Genomic DNA, 19,611 nt, shown 5'->3' with positions numbered 1-19,611 from the left:
TATTATCCCGGCTCCCCCCTGCGCGTACAAACCAAACGCATGAACGACCTCTCGGCGCTGCCCGTCACCTTGCAACTGGAAGCCCCTGGCCTGCAGCTCCGCCTGTGGCAACCGTCGCACGCGGACGCGTTGTACGAGGCCGCCCGCGAGTCGATTTCCACCGTTGGGCGCTGGCTGCCTTGGTGTCATGCCGGTTACACCCGGGAGCATGCAGTCGGCTGGATCCAGCGTTGCAGGGATGCCTCCGAAGGCGGGGAGCCTTGTGCCTTCGGCATCTTCAATGACGAGGGGTTGCTGCTTGGCGGTGTGGCGCTCAACCGCTTCGACACACAGCAACGCAGCGCGAACCTGGGCTATTGGGTGCGCGAACGGGCCCACGGGAGGAGCGTGGCACCGCGTGCTGTTCGTCGGCTGGCGGCATTCGGCTTCGACACGCTGGGCCTTTGCCGTATCGAGATTGTCGCGGCCGTGGAAAATCTGGCGAGCCGCCGCTGCGCGGAAAAAGCCGGCGCCCGCTTCGAAGGCATCGGCCGCCATCGGCTGGTGATCGGGTCAACCCCGGTGGATGCGGCGGTCTATGGCTTGCTGCCAGCCGACCTCGATCAGCCGGCGGAAGCGCAGAGCTCGGCGATGTCCTGATAGCCGCCGAACGCGACACCAGCACCACAACCTGGGCACTCCGGATCGCGCGGCAGGCGCGCTTCGCGAAAACGCATGGCCAGCGCATCGAACCCGAGCAGACGCCCCACCAGCGGCTCACCGATGCCGAGGATCAACTTCAACGCCTCGGTTGCCTGCAACAGGCCCACGATGCCGGGCAACACGCCGAGCACACCGGCCTCGCTGCAATTGGGCGCCTCGGCGGCCGACGGAGGCTCGGGAAACAGGCAGCGATAGCATGGCGAATCGGCTCGCCGCGGATCGAACACGCTGACCTGCCCCGTGAAGCGCTCGACCGCGCCGTAGATCATCGGTAGCTGCAGCCGTTGCGAAGCGGCCGCCACCAGATAACGCGCAGGGAAATTGTCCGCACCATCGATCACCAGATCGTGGCCACCGAGCAGGCGCTCCACGTTGTCGGCCAGCAGCCGCTCGTTGCGGATATCGACCTGCACGCGCGGATTGAGTGCAGCCAGCGTGATGCGGGCGGACTCCGTCTTGTGCATGCCGACGCGCGCGTCGGCATGGATCACCTGGCGGTGAAGATTGGAACGCTCGACGCGGTCGTCGTCGATCAGGGTAAGTTGGCCAACACCGGCGGCGGCCAGATAGAGCGCAGCGGGCGCACCAAGGCCACCGGCGCCCAGCAGGGCGACACGCGCCGACGAGAGTTTCGCCTGCCCTGCTTCACCGACCTGCGGCAACTGCAACTGCCGTGCATAACGCTCGACGGCATCGCCGTCCAGCGCTCCCGCAGCGACCGGCAAACCTTCGGCCTTCCAGCGCTGGAAGCCGCCGGACACCGAAGCCACCTGGCGATAGCCCATGCGTTGCAGCGCTTCCGACGCGAGTAGCGAGCGCTGTCCGCTGCCGCAAAGCACGATGATCGGACGACTCCGATCGGCCTCGACCTGCTCGATGCGTAGCTCAAGAAAGCCCCTCGAAAGTCCGACGGCACCTATGGGCGTACCGCTGGCCCGCTCGGCGTCCTCGCGCACATCGATCAGCAGACCGCCTTGCACCTGGCGGGCCAACGCATCGGCGGGAGAAATCTCTGGAACGCTGGCGCGGAGCGACTCCAGCCAGCTGTCGCGATTGAGGCTTGTCATCGGACTAGCTTACGGCGGACCGGGCAGACGCTCCACATCCGGAGCGCGGAATGATCACCTGCAGGGCCGCACCCAGTGCGCGATCGGCCCCATGGACGCGGGGCGGCAGGAGACGCGACCGGCAACTGCAGGCCAAAACCGACAGGATGGATCAACCGAGACACTGCGGTCGCGCACTGGGTGCGCTCCTACAAGGTGGGGGGGCGACGCGAGCGCGGCCGATCAGCGATCGCGCTTCTTCATCTCGCGGATCATGCGCTGGCGCTTGCGCTTCTGGCTGTCGGTCAGCACGTTCTTCTTGCCGGCGAACGGATTCTCGCCGTCACGGAAAGCAATGCGCACCGGCGTGCCTTCGAGCTTGTAGCGCTTGCGGAAGAAGTTTTCCAGGTAGCGCCGGTAGGCAGGAGCAATGTGCTTGGTACGGCTACCGTGGATCACGATGGTCGGCGGGTTGGTCCCGCCCGGATGCGCAAAGCGCAACTTGGGTGCGTGACCACGGACCAGCGGAGGCTGATAGCCCTCGTAGGCCATCTCCAGCGTCTTGGTGAGGTCGGAGGAGCTCAGCTCCTTGGTCCCCGCGTGGTGCGCACGCACGATGGCCTTCATCAACTCACGCAGGCCGGAGCCGTGTAGCGCGGAGATGAATACGGTCTTGGCCCAGTCGACGAACTGCAGGCGGCGAGCCAGCGCACTCTGGCATTGCTCGCGCTGGTAGCTGTCCATGCCGTCCCACTTGTTGACGACGATCACCAGCGCCCTGCCCTCGTCGACGGCATGTCCGATCAGGGTGAGATCCTGGTCGGCGAGGTTCTCGCGGGCGTCGACCATGACCACCACCACCTGGGCGGCCGCCATGGACTGCAGCGTCTTGATGACGCTGAATTTCTCCACCGCCTCTTCCACGCGAGCCTTGCGGCGCACGCCAGCGGTGTCGATCAGGGTGTACTTGCGGCCATCACGTTCCAGCGAGACCTTGATCGGGTCACGCGTGGTGCCGGCCACACTGGAGACAATCAGGCGATCTTCGCCCAGCAGGCGATTGATCAGGGTGGACTTGCCCGCATTCGGACGGCCAACGATAGCGACCCGGACGCTGTCCGCATCACTCGGATCGACTTCCTCGTGCTCGTCTTCCGGCAGCATCGCGAGCGCCGCAGACACCAGGTCATCGGTGCCACGATTATGCGCCGCGGACAGAGGCAAGGTGTTGGCGATGCCGAACGCGGCGAATTCCGCCATCGCGTTCTGCAGATCCAGGCCATCGGTCTTGTTCACCCCGGCGATGATCGGCTTGCCGCTGCGGCGCAGCTCGTCAAGGATCGTGCGGTCCTGCGGCAGCAGGCCATCGCGGGCATCGACCACGAACACCAGCACGTTCGCCTCTTCGATGGCGAAGCGCACCTGTTGTGCGGTCAGGCCATCCAGGCCTTCTTCGACACCGGAGAGACCGCCGGTGTCCACCACCACGAACGGGCGTGCGCCGGTGCGGCACACGCCGTAGTGACGATCTCGCGTGACGCCTGGCATATCGGCCACCAGGGCGTCACGGCTGCGCGTCAGTGCGTTGAAGAGGGTCGATTTACCGACATTGGGACGACCGACCAGGGCAACGACGGGCAGCATGAGTCAGACAACCTTATGACGCGATCAGCGCGCGCCGAGACGGTAAGCGCCGATGCGGCCCTTCACGTCTTCGACGTACACGGTATCGCCCACCACCAGCGGCTGGGCACGAATGGCTTTCTTGGACAGGCGCTCGCGGCCCGCCAGTGCGCCATCACCGGTCTGCAGGAAGTGCACGTAACCCTCCAGGTCACCGACCACCACGTAGTCGCCGAGCACGGCCGGACCTGTGAGCCAGCGATACTTCAGCTGGTCGTTCTTCCACATGTCGGCGCCACCGTTCTTGTCGAACGCCCACACCTGCGAGTCCTCATTGACGCCGTACAGCGCATTGTTGCTGACGTCGAGCGAGGTGAAGGTGGAGAACGGGCGGCTCCACAGCGGGCGGCCGCTGGGGCCATCCACCGCGGCAAGGTTGCCGTGGTAGGCCGCGCCATACAGCGTGTTGCCCTGGAGCAGGATGCCGCCGTCAGCATCGCTCAGGCGCTCGATCTCGGTACGGCCTTCGCCGCTGGCGAGTGCCTGTTCCCACAGCTTTTCGCCGTTGTCCAGGCGCAGCGCCACGAGCTTGCCGGCATCGCTGCCGTAGAAGACCACGCCATTGGCAACCAGCAGCGGACCATTGCCGCGCAGGCTGAGCAGCGGCACGGTGTCCTGGTCATAGACCCAGCGACGCTCGCCGTTGCTGCTGTCGAAGCCGTACAGGCGACCGTCCTGAGTGCGGGCGATCACGAGGTTGCCGGCGATGGCCGGCGAGGAGATCACCTCGGAGTTCACCACGGCTTCCCAGCGCGGGCTGCCGTCCTTCGCATTGATACCGTAGATGTGGCCGTCGAGCGTGCCGACCACCACCAGGTCGCCGGCCGCGGCCGGACCACCCGCATAAAGCGCATCGGCGCGCTTCTTGTCACCCCAGCCGAACCAGCCTTGGGTACGCGAGCTCTTGGACCACAGCGTCTTGCCGCTGGCCGCATCGAACGCCGCGAGCTTGCCGTCGGTGCTGGCGGCGTAGAGCACGCCGTCGGCGAACGCCGGGCGCAGACGCACGCCGCTGTCGCCGGCGCCGTCACCCACGCTGCTGGTCCACAGCTTGGTGACCTGTACGGTCGGCTTGAAATCCTTGGCCAGCGGCGTCGGCGGCTGGACGTTTTCCTTCTTGAACGAGTGGCAGCCAGCGAGCACGACCAGCGAGGTCAAGGCCACCAGCCACACGCGCTTCATCGCACCGTGCTTCTTCACTTCAGGTTTCATGCACCCTGCTTCCCGGCCACGGCCAGATCATCGATTTTCATCTGCACGCTCTGAGGCGCGTTCTCGCCCAGCGCCGCCTTGGCGGCTTCATATGCCTTGCGGGCATCGTCCGGACGCCCAAGCTTGACCAGCACATCGCCCCGTAGTTCCTGAGCGACACCTTCATAGGTCTTGGCCGGCATGCGGTCGAGGGCAGCCAGGGCCTCGGTGCCCTTGCCCTGCGCCAGCAGCACCCGCGCCGAGCGCAGCTGCATGAGGGCCTTCAGGTTGGCGTCGTTGGCATGGCTTTCGGCCACGCTGAGCGACTCAAGCGCCTTGTCCAGCTGCTTGGCCTGCACCTGTCGCTGCGCACGATCGCCCACGGCGAACGTGGCGTACGAGGTATCGGCGTAATCCTTGAGCAGTTGCTCGGTCAGCGAATCGGCACTATCCGGCTTGCCGGCGGCGACAGCGTCCTGCACCTGCTGATAGAGATTGGCGGCTTCCGCCTGATGATCGGCCTTGTGCTTGTTCCACTGCTGCCAGCCAAAGATGCCGACGAGACCGATGGCAATGCCGACGACGATGGACAGGCCGTTCTGGCGCAACCACTGCTGTACGCGTTCGCTCTGTTCGAATTCGTCGTACTCTTCAAATGCCATGCAATCACCCTTGGGAACCGCGCGCCGAAAGCACTTGCGACGTGCCTGACGTACGGGAAAAAGAAATCAGCCCATGGTCCGCACGCTTCCGGGCGGACAATGGGCAAGCATAACCGATTGCGCCGCCGGACCGCACAGGTCCGGCGTGAGCTTCAGGCGCCAGCCGGCGAGGCCTTGCCGTCGCGCACTTCGACGCGGAAGTGGGCCACGTTCGAGCGGCGATAGCTGTCCAGCGGCATGGGCTGGCCATCCAGCATGACCTGTGCGCCATTGGCATTGCCGATACGAACTTCCAGCGGCTGGTCACTGTGGTAGGTCTTGGAGCTGCCGGCGGGCAGCAGACCGTATTCGAGGCGCGACCCGTCCTTGGCGGTGACTTCGACCCAGCTCGCACCCTGCAGGCTGAGCACCAGGCTGTGCGCGCCATTGCCCACCGCTGCGGCAGCGGGTGCCGGCGCGGCATGCGTCGTGTCGTTACCAAGGCCAGGGAACGGCGCCATGGAGGCCATCAGCGGCTGCTGGTCCTGCGGTGCCGCAGGTGCGGGCGCAGCCGACGGCTGGGTCGACGGTGCGGTGGAGGCGACGGCATTGCCCTCGTTCGAACCGCGCACATCAGCGACCGAAGGTGTCGATGCCGATGCTGCCGTGGAGGCACTGGCAGGTGGCGCATCGACCTGGGCCACCGGCGCGGCATCGAGCGGCGCCAGGTGACTCACGTCGCGATCGAGCGTGCCGCGCACACCGAGCCAGATGGTGGGCACCACGATCGCCGCAGTCAGCACCACATATGTGGCAGCACGTGCGTAGTGTTCCAGCAGGTAGCGCGAATGCGAGATGCCACCCGTGGCCACCAGGGTCGGCTGGCTGGGCTTGATGCGCTCCAGTTCGCCCTTCACTTCCGATTCGTCCACGCCGAGGTAGCGCGCGTACTTGGTCAGGTAGCCTCCCAGGTAGACCTGGTAATCGATGCCTTCGTATTCGTTGCCTTCAATCTGGCGCATCACCCGCACAGGAAGACGTAGCGCATGTGCGCAGGTCTCGACGTCCAGGCCGCGCGCCTCACGCGCTGCGCGCAGGCGGCTCCCCAGCCTGCCGTGGGTCGTTTCCAACGAGGAATGTTCCATGTCCATGGTAGCGTCGGATGATTCGGTAAAGGGAAAGGCTCGGTTGCTGCTGTTGGCCGTATTTGACTGCTGAGATGTCATTGGCGTGCAGTTGCGTCGAGGGCGCGAGCCTGTTCCGAATCCGGGAACTGGCTTTGCAGTCGCCTGCTGTAGTTGAGAGCAGCATCCCTGTTGCCCAACCTTGCTTCGATGTCGTGACCAAGCTTGAGCGCCGCCGCACTCTGCTGCCCCAGCGCATCGAAGCGCTGAATGAAGGCACGAGCACGGAACGCATCGTTCTGAAGATAAAGCACGTTGGCGAGCTGATACAACGCCTCGCCGTTCTGCGGGTCGATCTCGATGGCCTTGCGGAAATCCACCTCGGCGCCCGCCAGGTCATGGCTACGCGACAGGCAGGTACCGGCATTGGTCCAGGCCAGCGCAGGCGTCTGGTAGAACGGATCCGCCAGGGCCTTCTGGAAATACGGCATGGCCTCGGCCGACTTGTCTTCCCGGCTGCACAGGAACAGGGCCAGATTGTTGTTGGTGTCGCCCTTGGTCGGTGCCAGCGACTGCGCCTTGCGGTAATGCAGCTCCGCATTGGGCAGATCGTTGATGCGCTCGTACACCACGGCGAGCACGGTATGCGCCGGCACGTAGTTGGGGTCGAACTCCAGCGCCTTGTTGAGCTTTACCAGGGCGTCCTGCAGGTCCCCGTTCTCCATGTACTGCTGGCCGAGCTGGGTATGGATGCGCGCGCCATCTTCGCGCTGCTCCGCCTTGGTCGTACGTGGAATCTTCGTTGCCACGCCACCGGCTTCGGTGGTCGTCGTGGTGACACAGCCCGCGAGTGCGCCGATCAGGCCGGCGCCCAGCAGGATTCGTTCAAGCCGCATGACTCGCCCCTTCGTCCAGACGCTTGCGAAATTCGGCCTGGCGACGGGTGCGATCCAATACCTGCCCCTTGAGCTGACCACATGCGGCATCGATGTCGTCACCGCGAGTACGGCGCAACATGGTCAACACATTGGCGTTGAGCAACTGGGTCTGGAAGGCGCGAATGGTTTCGGCGTCAGAGCGCTCGAAACGCGTGCCAGGAAAAGGATTGAACGGAATCAGGTTGACCTTGCACGTGGGCATGCGGCGCATCAGCTTGATCAGCTGGCGCGCGTGCTCGGGCTGGTCATTCACACCCTTCATCAGGGTGTACTCGAAGGTGATCGAGGTGCGCTGCTTGCGATCCAGCCAGCGCTGGCAGGCAGCCATCAGCTCGGCGATCGGGTAGCGCTTGTTGAGCGGTACCAGCTCGGTACGCAGCTCGTCGTTGGCAGCGTGCAGCGAGACGGCCAGCGACACATCGATGGTTTCCGACAGCTTGTCGATCATCGGCACCAGGCCGGCGGTCGACAGGGTGACGCGCTTGGAAGCCAGGCCGAAGCCCAGGTCGTCGCGCATCAGGCTCATGGCCTTGGTCACGTTGTCGAAGTTCAGCAGCGGCTCGCCCATGCCCATCATCACCACGTTGGTGATGCGGCGATTCTGGTGCGTGACGTTGCCGAGGTATTTGGCAGCCACCCACATCTGGCCGATGACTTCGGCGGTGGAGAGGTTGCGGTTGAAGCCCTGCGTCGCGGTGGAGCAGAACTGGCAGTTGAGGCCGCAGCCGACCTGCGAGGACACGCAAAGCGTGCCGCGGGTCGGCTCCGGGATGTACACCGCCTCGATGGCGTTGCCGCCATCCATGCCGAGCAGCCACTTGTGCGTGCCGTCGGCGGCGCCCTTGTCGAACAGGGTCTTCGGCGGACCGACATAGCACGACGCTTCGAGTTTCGCCCGAAGCGCCTTGCCGACGTCAGTCATGTTTTCGAAGTTGTCTTCCAGGCGGTGGTAGATCCACTTCATCACCTGCTCGGCGCGATACGGCTTCTCGCCCAGCTGCGCAAAGAAATCACGCAGGCCCTGGCGATCGAAGTCGAGTAGGTTGACCTTGTCGGTGGTGGTGGAAATTGCCTGGTCAGTCATCTTCTTGTGCGGCTTAAAGCCGCCCTCTTGTTCCTAATTACCTTGCAAACGTTTCGGTCGTCGCGAAGAAGTACGCGATCTCGACGGCAGCCGTTTCGGCGGCGTCGGAACCATGCACTGCATTGGCGTCGATGGAGTCGGCGAAGTCGGCGCGGATCGTGCCCGGCGCAGCGTCCTTCGGATTGGTGGCGCCCATCAGGTCGCGATGCTTGAGGATGGCGTTCTCGCCTTCCAGCGCCTGGATCATCACCGGACCCGAGATCATGAACTCGACGAGAGCCTTGAAGAACGGACGCTCCTTGTGCACGGCGTAGAAGCCTTCGGCTTCCTGGCGCGACAGGTGCTTCATCTTGGCGGCGACGACCTTCAGGCCAGCCTTTTCGAAGCGTGCGTAGATTTCACCGATCACGTTCTTGGCAACGGCGTCGGGCTTGATAATGGAAAGGGTGCGCTCCAGCGCCATGATGGGTCTGCTCCGGGAAAACTGGTATTTGAGTGGGCGTGCCGATCGTTACCGGCAAATTACGCCAAATCCGGCGTCAATATGCGGATTTAGCTCACGAAAGTTTGACAGATTCTAACTGATACGCAAGCCGCGCGCAGGCTCGCGTGCCAGGAATCCCAACGATCGTTTGACGGCTGCAAATCGACCCGCGTATGCTCAAACGATCGTTTGATTCCGGGGTCCAAGACCATGTCAGCATCGCACGCCGCCCTGCCGACCAAGGAGCGAATCCTCGGCGCCGCCGAGGAGTTGTTCGCCAGGCACGGCTTCGAAGGCGCATCCCTACGCCAGCTCACGGCCGCCGCCGGTGTCAATCTTGCCGCCGTGAACTACCACTTCGGGTCCAAGGACCGCCTGATCGAAGAGGTATTCCGCCGCCGCCTGGACCAGTTGAGCAGCCGCCGCATGGCCGCCCTGCAGACGGTCTCGGGCGAGCCTGATACCACCATCGAGCAGGTGCTGGCCGCCTTCATCGTGCCTGCACTGGAGCTTTCCCACGATGGCAACGGCTCCCTGTTCATGCGTGTGCTGGCGCGAGCCTTCGCCGAGCACGACGACACCCTGCGCAAGTTCCTGTCGGAAAACTACGGCCACGTCATGCGCCAGTTCACCGCGGAGTTCGCCCGCCTGCTGCCCCACCTGAACAAGGAGGAGCTGTACTGGCGCGTGGACCTGGTCACCGGCGCCCTGACTCACGCCATGTCTGGCTTCGGCATGATCCAGCGAAAAAGCGATGTCACCGAACACGTGCACCGTGAGCAGACCGCTCAACACCTGATCCGCTTCGCCGCCGCCGGTCTCAAGTCCCCCTGATACCAGCGACCGAACGCCCTCGGCCGGCAACGGCCACCCGCTTCACCTTCCTGTGTCCTGCACTACGGAGAAACCAATGACCGCTCCATCCACACCCAAGGCAGCGCTGCGCATCCGCAAGGCTGCGGTGCTCGGCGCCGGCGTCATGGGCGCGCAGATCGCCGCGCACCTGACCAACGCCGGCGTCGAAACCGTGCTGTTCGACCTGGCCGCCAAGGAAGGTCCCAAGAGTGGCATCGCCCTGAAGGCCATCGCCAACCTGCAGAAGCTCTCGCCTGCCCCGCTGGCCGACAAGACCATCGCCGGCGCGATCATCCCCGCCAACTATGACCAGGATCTGGAGCACCTGAAGGACGTGGACCTGGTGATCGAGGCGATCGCCGAGCGGATGGACTGGAAGCTCGATCTCTACAAGAAGATCGCTACCCACCTGTCGCCGACCGCCGTGATCGCGTCCAATACCTCGGGCCTGTCGATCAACGGCCTGGCCGAGGCGCTGCCGGAAGAGATGCGCCACCGCTTCTGCGGCGTGCACTTCTTCAACCCGCCGCGCTACATGCACCTGGTCGAGCTGATCCCGACCCGCCTGACCGACACGAATGTGCTGGCCGGCCTCGAGGCCTTCCTCACCACCGCGCTCGGCAAGGGCGTGGTGATCGCCAAGGACACCCCGAACTTCATCGGCAACCGCATCGGCGTGTTCTCGATGCTGGCCACCATGCACCACACCCAGCAGTTCGGCCTGGGCTTCGACGTGGTCGACGCCCTGACCGGCCCGGCCGTGGGCCGCCCCAAGAGCGCCACCTACCGCACCGCGGACGTGGTGGGCCTGGACACCATGGCGCACGTGATCAAGACCATGGCCGACACCCTGGCCGACGATCCGTGGCACGAATACTTCAAGGCGCCGGTGTGGCTGTCCGCCCTTATCGAGAAGGGCGCGCTGGGCCAGAAGACCGGCGCGGGCTTCTACCGCAAGGCCGGCAAGGACATCGTCGTGATCGACGTGGCCAAGCAGGACTACCGCGCGTCCGAGCAGAAGGCTTCGGATGAGGTGTCCGCCATCCTCGCCATCAAGGACCCGGCCGAGAAGTTCGGCAAGCTGCGCGCATCCAGCGATCCGCAGGCGCAGTTCCTGTGGGCGACCTTCCGCGACCTGTTCCACTACACCGCCTACCACCTGGCCGACATCGCCGACACCGCGCGTGACGTCGACTTCGCCATCCGCTGGGGCTACGGCTGGAAGCTCGGTCCGTTCGAGACCTGGCAGGCCGCCGGCTGGCAGCAGGTCGCCGGCTGGATCACCGAGGACATCGCTGCCGGCAAGGCCATGAGCAAGGCCCCGCTGCCGGCATGGGTCACCGACGGCCGCGCTGGCGTGCACGGCAAGAACGGTTCGTACTCGGCCGGCGCCAACGCCGACAAGCCGCGTTCGCAGCACCCGGTCTACCAGCGCCAGCTGTTCCCCGATCCGATCCTGGGCGAGAAGTTCGACCAGGGCACCACGGTGTGGGAGAACGAGGGCGTGCGCCTGTGGACGCTGGGCGACGACGGCGTGGGCATCATCTCGTTCAAGACCAAGATGAATACGGTCAATGACTACGTGCTCGATGGCGTGCAGCAGGCGATCGACGTCGCCGAGCAGCAGCTCAAGGCCGTGGTGATCTGGCAGACCGGCGAGCCGTTCTCGGCGGGTGCCGATCTCAAGGGTGCACTGGGCCTGCTGCAGGCTGGCAAGTTCGACGACTTCGAGAAGATGGTCGCCAACTTCCAGGCCACCAGCATGCGCATCAAGCACTCGCTGGTGCCGGTGGTGTCGGCCGTGCGCGGTCTCGCCCTCGGCGGCGGCTGCGAGTTCCAGATGCATTCGGCCCGCACCGTGGCCGCACTGGAAAGCTACATCGGCCTGGTCGAGGCCGGCGTCGGCCTGCTGCCGGCCGGTGGCGGCCTGCATGAGCTGGCCGTGCGCGCCGCCAAGGCGAACCCGGAAGATCCGTTCGAATCGCTGAAGAAGGTGTTCGAGACGGTCGCCATGGCCAAGGTCTCCGGCAGCGCGCTGGAAGCCAGGCAGCTGGGCCTGCTGCGCGACAGCGACGTGGTCGTGTTCAACGCCTACGAGCTGCTGTACGTCGCCAAGAAGGTCGCGCTGTCGCTGGCCGAAACCGGCTGGCGTCCGCCGATGATGGGTCGCAACATCCCGGTCGCCGGCGACGTGGGCACCGCCACGTTCCAGGCTTCGCTCGCCAACCTCGCCGAGGGCTACTTCGCCTCGCCGCATGACGTGGCGATCGCCACGCGCATCGCGGACACGCTGTGCGGCGGCAAGATCGAGCGTGGTTCGCAGGTCGACGAGGAGTGGTTGCTGGCGCTGGAGCGCAAACACTTCGTGGAGCTGGCCAAGACCGAGAAGACCCAGGCCCGCATCGCGCACACCATGACCACCGGCAAGCCGCTGCGTAACTGACGAGCCTCTCGGCTCGTCATCCCCGCGAAGGCGGGGATCCAGCGACTTGAAGGCTTTAAAGACACTGGATTCCCGCTTTTGCGGGAATGACGAGCAAAGGGCAAAAACCGTTATGGCTCGTCATCACGCACCACTGATGGCGATCAAAAACACCAATAGCGTCGCTGCGAATCACGCGCGACGCCACGGAGCAAAAACCATGACCAAGCAAGTGCAAGACGCCTACATCGTCGCCGCCACCCGCACGCCGGTCGGCAAGGCGCCGCGTGGCGTGTTCCGCAACACCCGTCCGGACGACATGCTCGCCCACGTGATCCGCGCCGTGATGGCGCAGGCCCCGGGCATCGATCCGCATCGCATCGAAGACGTCATCGTCGGCTGCGCCATGCCCGAAGCCGAGCAGGGCATGAACGTCGCCCGCATCGGCGCGCTGCTGGCCGGCCTGCCGTATACGGTGCCGGGCGTCACCATCAACCGCTTCTGCTCCTCCGGCGTGCAGGCCATCGCCATGGCCGCCGATCGCATCCAGCTCGGCGTCGCCGACCTGATGATCGCCGCCGGCACCGAGAGCATGAGCATGGTGCCCATGATGGGCCACAAGATCGCGATGAACCCCGCGATCTTCGCCAACAAGGAAGATGTGGCCATCGCCTACGGCATGGGCATCACCGCCGAGAAGGTGGCCGAGCAGTGGAAGGTCACCCGCGAGCAGCAGGATGCCTTCGCGGTGGAAAGCCATCGCCGCGCGCTGGCCGCCATCGCCGCCGGCGAATTCAAGGACGAGATCACCCCGTTCCAGCTCGATGACCATTACCCCGACCTCGCCACGCGCGGCATCAAGACCGACAGCCGCCTGATCGACACCGACGAAGGCCCGCGCGCCGGCACCACCATGGACGTGCTCGGCAAGCTGCGCACGGTGTTCCGCAATGACAAGTTCGGCGGCTCGGTGACGGCCGGCAACTCCTCGCAGATGTCCGATGGCGCCGGCGCCCTGCTGCTGGCCAGCGAGAAGGCGATCAAGGAGTTCAACCTCACCCCGATCGGCCGCTTCGTCGGCTACTCGGTGGCGGGCGTGAAGCCGGAAGTGATGGGCATCGGTCCGAAGGAAGCGATTCCCAAGGCGCTCAAGCAGGTCGGGCTCACCAAGGACCAGTTGGACTGGATCGAGCTCAACGAAGCCTTCGCCGCGCAGGCGCTGGCCGTGATCGGCGACCTCGGCCTTGACCCGTCCAAGGTGAATCCGCTGGGCGGCGCCATCGCGCTTGGCCACCCGCTGGGCGCCACCGGTGCGATCCGCGCCGCCACCCTGCTGCACGGCATGCGCCGCCGCAAGCAGAAGTACGGCATGGTGACCATGTGCATCGGCACCGGCATGGGCGCAGCGGGCGTGTTCGAAGCGCTCTGATCTGCCCTGCTCTGTAACAGCGAACGGCGCCGTAGCGATACGGCGCCGTTTTTTGCACATGTGCGCCCCATTCACCCACACCGTCATTCCCGCGGAGTGCTTTTAAACAGCCGAAGGGCTGGTCAAGCGGGAGGCGCTTCACAACAGCGAAGCTGGTCATCCAGTGACTTTCGGCGTGCTGAAAGCTAAGGCGCTAGATTCCCGCTTGACCAGCCCTTCGGCCGTTTAAATGCTCCTCGCGGGAATGACGGCCTTCTGAGGCAGTGCGATCAACTCAGTGCCGCAATCTGCCTTGCCACGTAAACGGTGAGGAAGATGGCCATCAGCACCAGCAAGATCGCCATGGCCCTGGCTACCCAGGAATCGCCGTACATCGTCGGCTCCGACGCCTCGATGGCGCGCCGGTTGCGATAGAAGCGCATCGTTGCGCCCACGATCATCAGCGCGCCGACCAGCAGCAGGCCAAGACCCAGCCATTGCGACGCACGCGTATGCAGGCCTTCGGCCACGCGCTCCGCGGCGCGCGTCGTGAACAGCAGGAAGATGTCGAACCGCTCCAGCAGGAAGCCGAACGCCATGAGCGAGATCGCGGTGCGTACCCACGCCAGATAGGTTCGCTCGTTGGCCGAATGATCGCTGAAATTCGGTATCACGGAATCTCCTGTCAGTAGGGTCTTGCAGCACCGGCGCCTTCCATCATCCATGTGCGCCGTCACCGTGTCGTGTTCGAACGGCCGGAGGAGTCCGGCGCGGCGCGCTACAATCGGGGGTCTCGTCTTACCCGGATCCACCCGCCCATGCGCAATCCCCTGCAGGAACAGCTACTGAAAGCCGGCCTCGCCAAGAAAGGCAAGGTGGACCAGATCGCTCGCGAGCAGGCCAAGCAGCGCCAGGGCAAGGCGCCAGTGGCTCCCGACGAGAAGATCGATGCCCAGCGCCTGCAGGCCGAGCGCGCGGAGCGCGACCGCGCACTGGCTGCCGAGCGCAACGCACAGGCCCATGCCCGCGAGCTCGCCGCGCAGATCCGCCAGATCGTCGACGCCAACAAGGTGAAACGTGAGGGCGAGATCAGCTATCGCTTCACGGACGGCGACAAGATTCACAGCGTGCTGGTCAACGAACCGCTGCGTGCGCAGCTGGCGAAGGGCTCACTGGTGGTCGTCCGCTCCGGCGATGGTTACGAACTGCTGCCGCGTGCGGCCGCCGAAAAGGTCCGCGAGCGCGACGCCTCAGCCATCGTGCTCGACCACGGCCAGCCGGCCGACGCTGCGGCCCAGAGCGAAGACGACGAGTACTACAGCCAGTTCAAGGTCCCCGACGACCTGACCTGGTAACCCGACCAGGCGCCCTTTCTTTTGGCGCAATCGGATTACCTGGCATCCCTGCCCTCCTCCTAAGGTCTGTCCCACCCATAGACCCCGCAGGAGGTATCCCATGTCCCAGGTATGGCTCATCACCGGTAGTTCGCGCGGCTTCGGCAAGGCGCTGGCGGAGGCCGTGCTGGCCGCCGGCCATCGACTGGTCGCCACGGCGCGCCAGCCCGCCCAACTTGAATCCCTCGTCAAACATTACGGCGACCAGGTGCGCACCGTTGCGCTGGACGTGACCGATCCGGCAACCGCTCACGCTGCCGTACAGGCTGCCGTCGAGGCATTTGGACGTCTCGACGTGGTGGTCAACAACGCCGGCTACGGCAACCTCGCCACGATCGAGGAAGGCAGCGACGAGGACTTCCGTGCGCAGCTGGAAACCAACTTTTTCGGCACCGTGAACGTCACCCGCGCCGCCCTGCCTGTGCTGCGCCGCCAGCGCGCCGGCCACATCATCCAGTTCTCCTCCATTGGCGGCCGCATCGGCGTGCCCGGCCTGGCGGCCTACCAGTCCGCCAAATGGGCCGTGGAAGGCTTCTCCGAGGTGCTGGCCAAGGAAGTCGCGGCGTTCGGCATCAAGGTGACCCTGGTCGAGCCGGGTGGCTTCCGCACGGACTGGGGCGGCCCGTCGATGACCGTGTTCGTGCCGGCGAAGGATTCGGAATACACCGCCGTACTCGCTCCCATGTTCGCCGCCCGCCAGAGCTACGTGGGCAACGAAAGCGGTGATCCGGCGAAGGCGGCCCATGCCATCCTCACCATCGCGAACGACCCGCAGCCCCCGCTGCGTCTGCTGCTGGGCTCGGATGCGGTGTACCTGGCCGAACAGCAGCTGGCCAAGATCGCTGCCGAAGACGCCAAATGGCGTACGCTCAGTCTCTCGACCGACTTCGACCTCTCGCCGCAAGCCGCCGAGGATCGCGAGCGCATGGTGCGGTCGGTGCTATGAACACACTTGTCGGATGACGCCACGATGAGAGCCGACCAGATCCCGCTGAGCCGTGGCGCCTTTGCACGCATGAACGCACTCGGCCTCGACGTGCCCGCCGTGCTGACGCACGCGGGCCTCTCGCTGGACCTGATGTCGGCGCCTCGCCCCGTGGTGAGCACGGCGCAGTTCTTCGCGTTCTGGCAGTCGGTGGAGGCCGTCTGCCAGGATCCGTCGCTGGGCCTTCGGCTCGGCGACGGAACGCGGACCGAGGTGTACGACATGGTGACCGCCGCCGCGCTGCATTCCGGCACCCTCGGCGATGCGCTGGACAAGCTGGCGCGCTACAAGCGCCTGACCTGCCCGGAAGACATCGTGGTGGAACACACGCATGACGAGGCCGCCGTCTCCATGCGCTGGATGCTGGCTGAGGGCCACACGCCGCGATTGCTCGTCGACGCCATCTTCGCTTCGAATTTCGCGCTGGCGGAACGCGGCACCGGACGTGCATTGCATCTACGTCGAATCGAACTGACTCGACGACCGGCCGATGGGGCACTGCTGCAACCGCACTTCCGCTGCGAGCTGCGCTTCAACGCGCCGCAGGATCGGATCATCTACCAGCGCTCGGACCTGGAACTCCCCTTCGTCACGCAGGACGACAGCCACCTGGCCAACCTGCTGCCCTTGCTCGAAGGTTCGCTGCGTCAGCAGACGGCAGCCACGCCATTGCGCGACCGGGTCTGGAACGTACTGGCGCGCGGCATGCGCGGTGGCCATCTGCGCATGGCCCAGGTGGCCGATACGCTGCACCTGAGTCCGCGTACCCTGCAGCGACGCCTGGGCGAAGCCGGCACCAGCTATCAACAGGTGCTGGACCAGGTACGCCATCACCTGGCGCGACGCCTGCTCGATGCCACCGATCTGGATGTCGGCGAGATCGCCTTCGTGCTCGGCTTCGAGGAGCTCAACTCCTTCAATCGCGCGTTCCGCCAATGGGAAGGCGATACCCCAACACGCTGGCGCACCGCCGCGGGTTAAGCGCCCGTCGTTCGATCGACCAGCAACGACCGATCTTCAGTGGCACCTGTCGTTGCAAAGACGCTTGCCGTGAGGGAAATCGCCGTTCCCTCACCGGGACAGGCGCGAAGGTCAAACCGCGCAGCCAGCCTGTCTGCCCGCGCCTGCAGGCTTGCGAGGCCCAGGCCTTCCCCGGATACACGCGAATCGAATCCAACGCCGTCGTCGATCACTTCGACGATCAGATCGTCACAATCCCGGCGAACGACGACACTGACGTTGCTCGCCTGCGCGTGCTTGAGCACGTTGGTGAGCGCCTCCTGCAGAAACCGGAGCAGATCCAGGCTGCGCGCTGCGCCGAGGTGCAAGCGCTCCGCACCGGCCAGTTGCCACCGGCTCTCCACGCCGGCCACTTCAAAGCGGTGACTCCAGCGATGCCGCAACGATGCCAGCAGGCCGGCCAGATCCGTATCGCGCTCCTGCGCCGTCGTATCGATGATCAGGCGAAGGTCGTCACGCAGCTCCTTCAGCCGGCCGACGATGGCGGTGGTCTCGCTCGTGGCAGGTGAATTCTCCAGCGCCACGATGGTGCCGAGCAGGCTTCCACCGAAGCCGTCATGCACGTCGCGCACCAGGTTCAGGCGCTCGCTCGCGCGCGTATTGGCTATCGCCAGCTGGTGTTCGCGCGCCAACGTCTCGCTCAGGCGCCGCGTCGCCTGCTCCACCTCCTGGTGCAGCTCGACATTGAAATGCTCGACACGCCGCATCGCCACATAGAAACGGTGTGCGAGCACCGAGCCAAGACCGATCATCGTCAGCGGCGAGGTCAGTGCCAGCAGGTAAGCGCTGTCATTGGCGATACCGAAGAACACCAGGAAATCATGGCTCGAGGTGAGCAGCGGTATCAGCAGGCAGGCGGCAAGAATCCGCTGGTCCATCCGTCGGACGCGCACCGCACGGACGATAAAGGCCACGATGGCCACGTAATACAGCCCGCCACCCATCAGGATCATCACGGCTCGATGCGGCCCGGCCGAGGCGGGCCACAGCAACGCATAAACGAAAAACACCGCGCACAGCAGCCCGAGCACGCGTTCGGTCCAAGGCCAGCGCTTTTCGCAATAGCGCAGTAGAAAAACCGCAAAGCTGAAGGCGGCAGCCACGTAAAGCACGGCCACAAAAGCCTGCCAACCATCCGTGCTTGCGAACGGCCAGGGACTGCGCGTGACGTAATTGCTGCCGTAGGCTGCGAACAGCCAGGCGCTCAATGCATACCAGCCGTACACCGCATCCTTGCGGCGAAACAGCCAGAACATGCCGAAGATGCCGCCAAGCACGATGCCCGAGGCACCGCTGAACAGTTCGCTGTCGTACTGCCAGCGAACATGGGTCTCGTATCGTGCGCGCACCTCGGCCGGATCGCCCACCCTCACCCTGCCGAACCCTGGTTGATAGGCAGCGAGGCCCGACACGCGGACCAGCAGCTCGTTCTGGCCTCGGCGCAACAAGGGGCGATCGAGCAGGAAAAACTGCGGCTTGATCCAGCTGCGCGTGAGCGGCTCTACCAGTTGCGGATCACGGTGGATCAGGCTGCCGTTGAGATACACCGCGTCGGCGAGGCACACATAGTCCAGCAACAAGCCGACAGGCACTGCATCATCGGCCTGAAACCACTGCAACCGATACCAGACCACGCCGTCATGCGCTGCCCAGCGACGCGTCCATGTGTCGGGAAGCGCGACCGGCGTCCAGCCCGACTCAGGGGGCGTGGCGGCATCCCAGTTCGAGCGCACCGCATCGGCACGATCCAGGGTGCGAACCGTCGTTGAAGACTCGCCGGCATGCCGGGCGCACGCGCAGAGCAGCAGCGCAGCGATCCCCAGCAGCACGATCGCCGGCCAACGTTTCAATCGAGAATCCCTCGAGCCCTGGCCTCAAAGACGGCTGCGGTACGCGACCCCACGGCGAGCTTGCGATAGATGCTCTTGGTATAGCTTTCGATGGTCAACCGCGAGAGACCTGTCATTCCGGCGATGTCACGGTTGCTGTGCCCCTGTGCAACAAGCCCGAGGATCTCGGTTTCCCGGCGCGAAATTCCGCCATGTTCCGATCCACTGGTGGGAGTCGTCTTCGATACGGGAGTGTCATTCAGCTTCGGCAACAGGGCGAGGATGCCACGCGCAACGAAAGGATCGATGGGCGCCCCGCCCCGCGCCATGCTCAACAGCGCCAGGCGCAATTCATCGTCATCGCGTTCCTTGAGCAGATAACCCACCGCGCCTGCACGCAGTGCGCCAAGCACGCTGCGCTCATCGCCCCACGCGGAAATCACCACGCAGGTCACATGGGGGTGGAAATCACCAAGCCACGCAATCAGCTCGATGCCATGGCCGTCTGGCAGGCCAAGATCAACCAGCGCCGTACGCAGCGACGGTGTCGTCTGGGCCTTGCCCTGGGCATCGGCAACCGATCCGGCAACACAGGTCGTGCCCGAGCCACCTATCGCTTCAACCAGATTTACGAGGCGTCGACGCATCGACGCGTCATCATCCACCACCAACGTCAATCCCAACCCCGTGGCAGCATCCATTGCCCCTCCCTTGGAAGCCCCTCGCCTTTCGCTGGACATCCCCATTGTATCGACCACTCCTCGCTTTGTGACGAGAGCGGGCGCCACCCGGCCCGGGACACAGT

18 protein-coding genes are annotated in these 19,611 nt (G+C 65.0%); 7 read left to right on the top strand and 11 right to left on the bottom strand.

The window, feature by feature from the left end:
* Positions 1 to 39: 39 nt before the first annotated feature.
* The gene (locus EPB08_RS09640) at positions 40 to 639 is read left to right on the top strand and encodes a GNAT family N-acetyltransferase (protein ID WP_130618869.1); all 600 of its coding nucleotides are present in this window, start codon (positions 40 to 42) and stop codon (positions 637 to 639) included.
* On the opposite strand, the gene moeB is transcribed toward EPB08_RS09640, so the two are convergent.
* From moeB to ndk, 8 genes are all read right to left on the bottom strand, one after another.
* Positions 603 to 1,769: a molybdopterin-synthase adenylyltransferase MoeB gene (gene moeB, locus EPB08_RS09635; protein ID WP_130618868.1), complete on the bottom strand. Its 1,167-nt coding sequence runs from the start codon at positions 1,767 to 1,769 to the stop codon at positions 603 to 605. The genes EPB08_RS09640 and moeB overlap by 37 nt on opposite strands.
* 222 nt (positions 1,770 to 1,991) lie before the next feature.
* Positions 1,992 to 3,392, bottom strand: coding sequence for a ribosome biogenesis GTPase Der (gene der, locus EPB08_RS09630; RefSeq protein WP_130618867.1), 1,401 nt, complete (start codon positions 3,390 to 3,392; stop codon positions 1,992 to 1,994).
* A gap of 24 nt (positions 3,393 to 3,416) precedes the next feature.
* Positions 3,417 to 4,643, bottom strand: a complete 1,227-nt coding sequence (bamB, locus tag EPB08_RS09625; protein ID WP_205746324.1) for an outer membrane protein assembly factor BamB — start codon at positions 4,641 to 4,643, stop codon at positions 3,417 to 3,419.
* Entirely contained in the window at positions 4,640 to 5,284 is a 645-nt protein-coding gene (locus tag EPB08_RS09620; protein ID WP_130618866.1) for a YfgM family protein, read from the bottom strand. Before EPB08_RS09620 ends, bamB begins: the two co-directional genes overlap by 4 nt.
* A gap of 152 nt (positions 5,285 to 5,436) precedes the next feature.
* Entirely contained in the window at positions 5,437 to 6,408 is a 972-nt protein-coding gene (locus EPB08_RS09615; protein ID WP_324615232.1) for a helix-turn-helix domain-containing protein, read from the bottom strand.
* Positions 6,409 to 6,485: 77 nt separating this feature from the next.
* The gene (gene pilW, locus EPB08_RS09610) at positions 6,486 to 7,283 is read right to left on the bottom strand and encodes a type IV pilus biogenesis/stability protein PilW (RefSeq protein ID WP_130618864.1); all 798 of its coding nucleotides are present in this window, start codon (positions 7,281 to 7,283) and stop codon (positions 6,486 to 6,488) included.
* Complete coding sequence (gene rlmN, locus EPB08_RS09605) at positions 7,273 to 8,409, bottom strand: dual-specificity RNA methyltransferase RlmN (protein WP_130618863.1); 1,137 nt, start codon at positions 8,407 to 8,409, stop codon at positions 7,273 to 7,275. The genes pilW and rlmN overlap by 11 nt, the downstream gene beginning before the upstream one ends.
* Positions 8,410 to 8,446: 37 nt before the next feature.
* Positions 8,447 to 8,872, bottom strand: coding sequence for a nucleoside-diphosphate kinase (gene ndk / locus EPB08_RS09600; RefSeq protein ID WP_130618862.1), 426 nt, complete (start codon positions 8,870 to 8,872; stop codon positions 8,447 to 8,449).
* A 231-nt stretch (positions 8,873 to 9,103) separates the two neighbouring features.
* Between ndk and EPB08_RS09595 the strand changes: the two genes are divergently transcribed.
* The 3 genes from EPB08_RS09595 to EPB08_RS09585 all read left to right on the top strand — a co-directional run bounded on the left by EPB08_RS09595 (position 9,104) and on the right by EPB08_RS09585 (position 13,599).
* Positions 9,104 to 9,727 (top strand): TetR/AcrR family transcriptional regulator, encoded by a 624-nt coding sequence (locus tag EPB08_RS09595; RefSeq protein ID WP_130618861.1) that lies wholly within the window; start codon positions 9,104 to 9,106, stop codon positions 9,725 to 9,727.
* A 76-nt stretch (positions 9,728 to 9,803) separates the two neighbouring features.
* Entirely contained in the window at positions 9,804 to 12,191 is a 2,388-nt protein-coding gene (locus EPB08_RS09590; RefSeq protein ID WP_130618860.1) for a 3-hydroxyacyl-CoA dehydrogenase/enoyl-CoA hydratase family protein, read from the top strand.
* A 199-nt stretch (positions 12,192 to 12,390) separates the two neighbouring features.
* On the top strand, positions 12,391 to 13,599 hold the full coding sequence (locus tag EPB08_RS09585) for an acetyl-CoA C-acyltransferase (protein WP_130618859.1): 1,209 nt from the start codon (positions 12,391 to 12,393) through the stop codon (positions 13,597 to 13,599).
* A gap of 269 nt (positions 13,600 to 13,868) precedes the next feature.
* Here EPB08_RS09585 and EPB08_RS09580 read toward each other — a convergent pair whose 3' ends face one another.
* Positions 13,869 to 14,252 (bottom strand): YidH family protein, encoded by a 384-nt coding sequence (locus EPB08_RS09580; RefSeq protein WP_165418464.1) that lies wholly within the window; start codon positions 14,250 to 14,252, stop codon positions 13,869 to 13,871.
* 144 nt (positions 14,253 to 14,396) lie between these two features.
* Between EPB08_RS09580 and EPB08_RS09575 the strand changes: the two genes are divergently transcribed.
* From EPB08_RS09575 to EPB08_RS09565, 3 genes are all read left to right on the top strand, one after another.
* A complete protein-coding gene (locus tag EPB08_RS09575; protein ID WP_130618857.1) occupies positions 14,397 to 14,933 on the top strand; it encodes a DUF2058 domain-containing protein in 537 nt (178 codons plus the stop codon).
* 100 nt (positions 14,934 to 15,033) lie between these two features.
* Positions 15,034 to 15,918 (top strand): oxidoreductase, encoded by an 885-nt coding sequence (locus tag EPB08_RS09570; protein WP_130618856.1) that lies wholly within the window; start codon positions 15,034 to 15,036, stop codon positions 15,916 to 15,918.
* 24 nt (positions 15,919 to 15,942) lie between these two features.
* Entirely contained in the window at positions 15,943 to 16,938 is a 996-nt protein-coding gene (locus tag EPB08_RS09565; RefSeq protein ID WP_130618855.1) for an AraC family transcriptional regulator, read from the top strand.
* Here EPB08_RS09565 and EPB08_RS09560 read toward each other — a convergent pair.
* A complete protein-coding gene (locus EPB08_RS09560) occupies positions 16,935 to 18,827 on the bottom strand; it encodes a sensor histidine kinase (protein ID WP_130618854.1) in 1,893 nt (630 codons plus the stop codon). The genes EPB08_RS09565 and EPB08_RS09560 overlap by 4 nt on opposite strands.
* Positions 18,824 to 19,552, bottom strand: coding sequence for a response regulator transcription factor (locus EPB08_RS09555; RefSeq protein ID WP_229238282.1), 729 nt, complete (start codon positions 19,550 to 19,552; stop codon positions 18,824 to 18,826). Before EPB08_RS09555 ends, EPB08_RS09560 begins: the two co-directional genes overlap by 4 nt.
* Positions 19,553 to 19,611 lie beyond the last annotated feature (59 nt).

The organism is Dyella amyloliquefaciens, assembly GCF_004296575.1.
Lineage (GTDB): Bacteria > Pseudomonadota > Gammaproteobacteria > Xanthomonadales > Rhodanobacteraceae > Dyella > Dyella amyloliquefaciens.
The sequence above is the reverse complement of the archived record's forward strand: the minus strand, read 5'-3'. Positions and strand labels throughout refer to the sequence as shown.

Excerpts from the sequence above, each read along its gene's own strand:
- EPB08_RS09640 (WP_130618869.1), top strand. The coding sequence starts at position 40 with ATGAACGACCTCTCGGCGCTGCCCGTCACCTTGCAACTGGAAGCCCCT.
- moeB (WP_130618868.1), bottom strand. The coding sequence starts at position 1,769 with ATGACAAGCCTCAATCGCGACAGCTGGCTGGAGTCGCTCCGCGCCAGC.
- der (WP_130618867.1), bottom strand. The coding sequence starts at position 3,392 with ATGCTGCCCGTCGTTGCCCTGGTCGGTCGTCCCAATGTCGGTAAATCG.
- bamB (WP_205746324.1), bottom strand. The coding sequence starts at position 4,643 with ATGAAACCTGAAGTGAAGAAGCACGGTGCGATGAAGCGCGTGTGGCTG.
- EPB08_RS09620 (WP_130618866.1), bottom strand. The coding sequence starts at position 5,284 with ATGGCATTTGAAGAGTACGACGAATTCGAACAGAGCGAACGCGTACAG.
- EPB08_RS09615 (WP_324615232.1), bottom strand. The coding sequence starts at position 6,408 with ATGGAACATTCCTCGTTGGAAACGACCCACGGCAGGCTGGGGAGCCGC.
- pilW (WP_130618864.1), bottom strand. The coding sequence starts at position 7,283 with ATGCGGCTTGAACGAATCCTGCTGGGCGCCGGCCTGATCGGCGCACTC.
- rlmN (WP_130618863.1), bottom strand. The coding sequence starts at position 8,409 with ATGACTGACCAGGCAATTTCCACCACCACCGACAAGGTCAACCTACTC.
- ndk (WP_130618862.1), bottom strand. The coding sequence starts at position 8,872 with ATGGCGCTGGAGCGCACCCTTTCCATTATCAAGCCCGACGCCGTTGCC.
- EPB08_RS09595 (WP_130618861.1), top strand. The coding sequence starts at position 9,104 with ATGTCAGCATCGCACGCCGCCCTGCCGACCAAGGAGCGAATCCTCGGC.
- EPB08_RS09590 (WP_130618860.1), top strand. The coding sequence starts at position 9,804 with ATGACCGCTCCATCCACACCCAAGGCAGCGCTGCGCATCCGCAAGGCT.
- EPB08_RS09585 (WP_130618859.1), top strand. The coding sequence starts at position 12,391 with ATGACCAAGCAAGTGCAAGACGCCTACATCGTCGCCGCCACCCGCACG.
- EPB08_RS09575 (WP_130618857.1), top strand. The coding sequence starts at position 14,397 with ATGCGCAATCCCCTGCAGGAACAGCTACTGAAAGCCGGCCTCGCCAAG.
- EPB08_RS09570 (WP_130618856.1), top strand. The coding sequence starts at position 15,034 with ATGTCCCAGGTATGGCTCATCACCGGTAGTTCGCGCGGCTTCGGCAAG.
- EPB08_RS09565 (WP_130618855.1), top strand. The coding sequence starts at position 15,943 with ATGAGAGCCGACCAGATCCCGCTGAGCCGTGGCGCCTTTGCACGCATG.
- EPB08_RS09555 (WP_229238282.1), bottom strand. The coding sequence starts at position 19,552 with ATGGGGATGTCCAGCGAAAGGCGAGGGGCTTCCAAGGGAGGGGCAATG.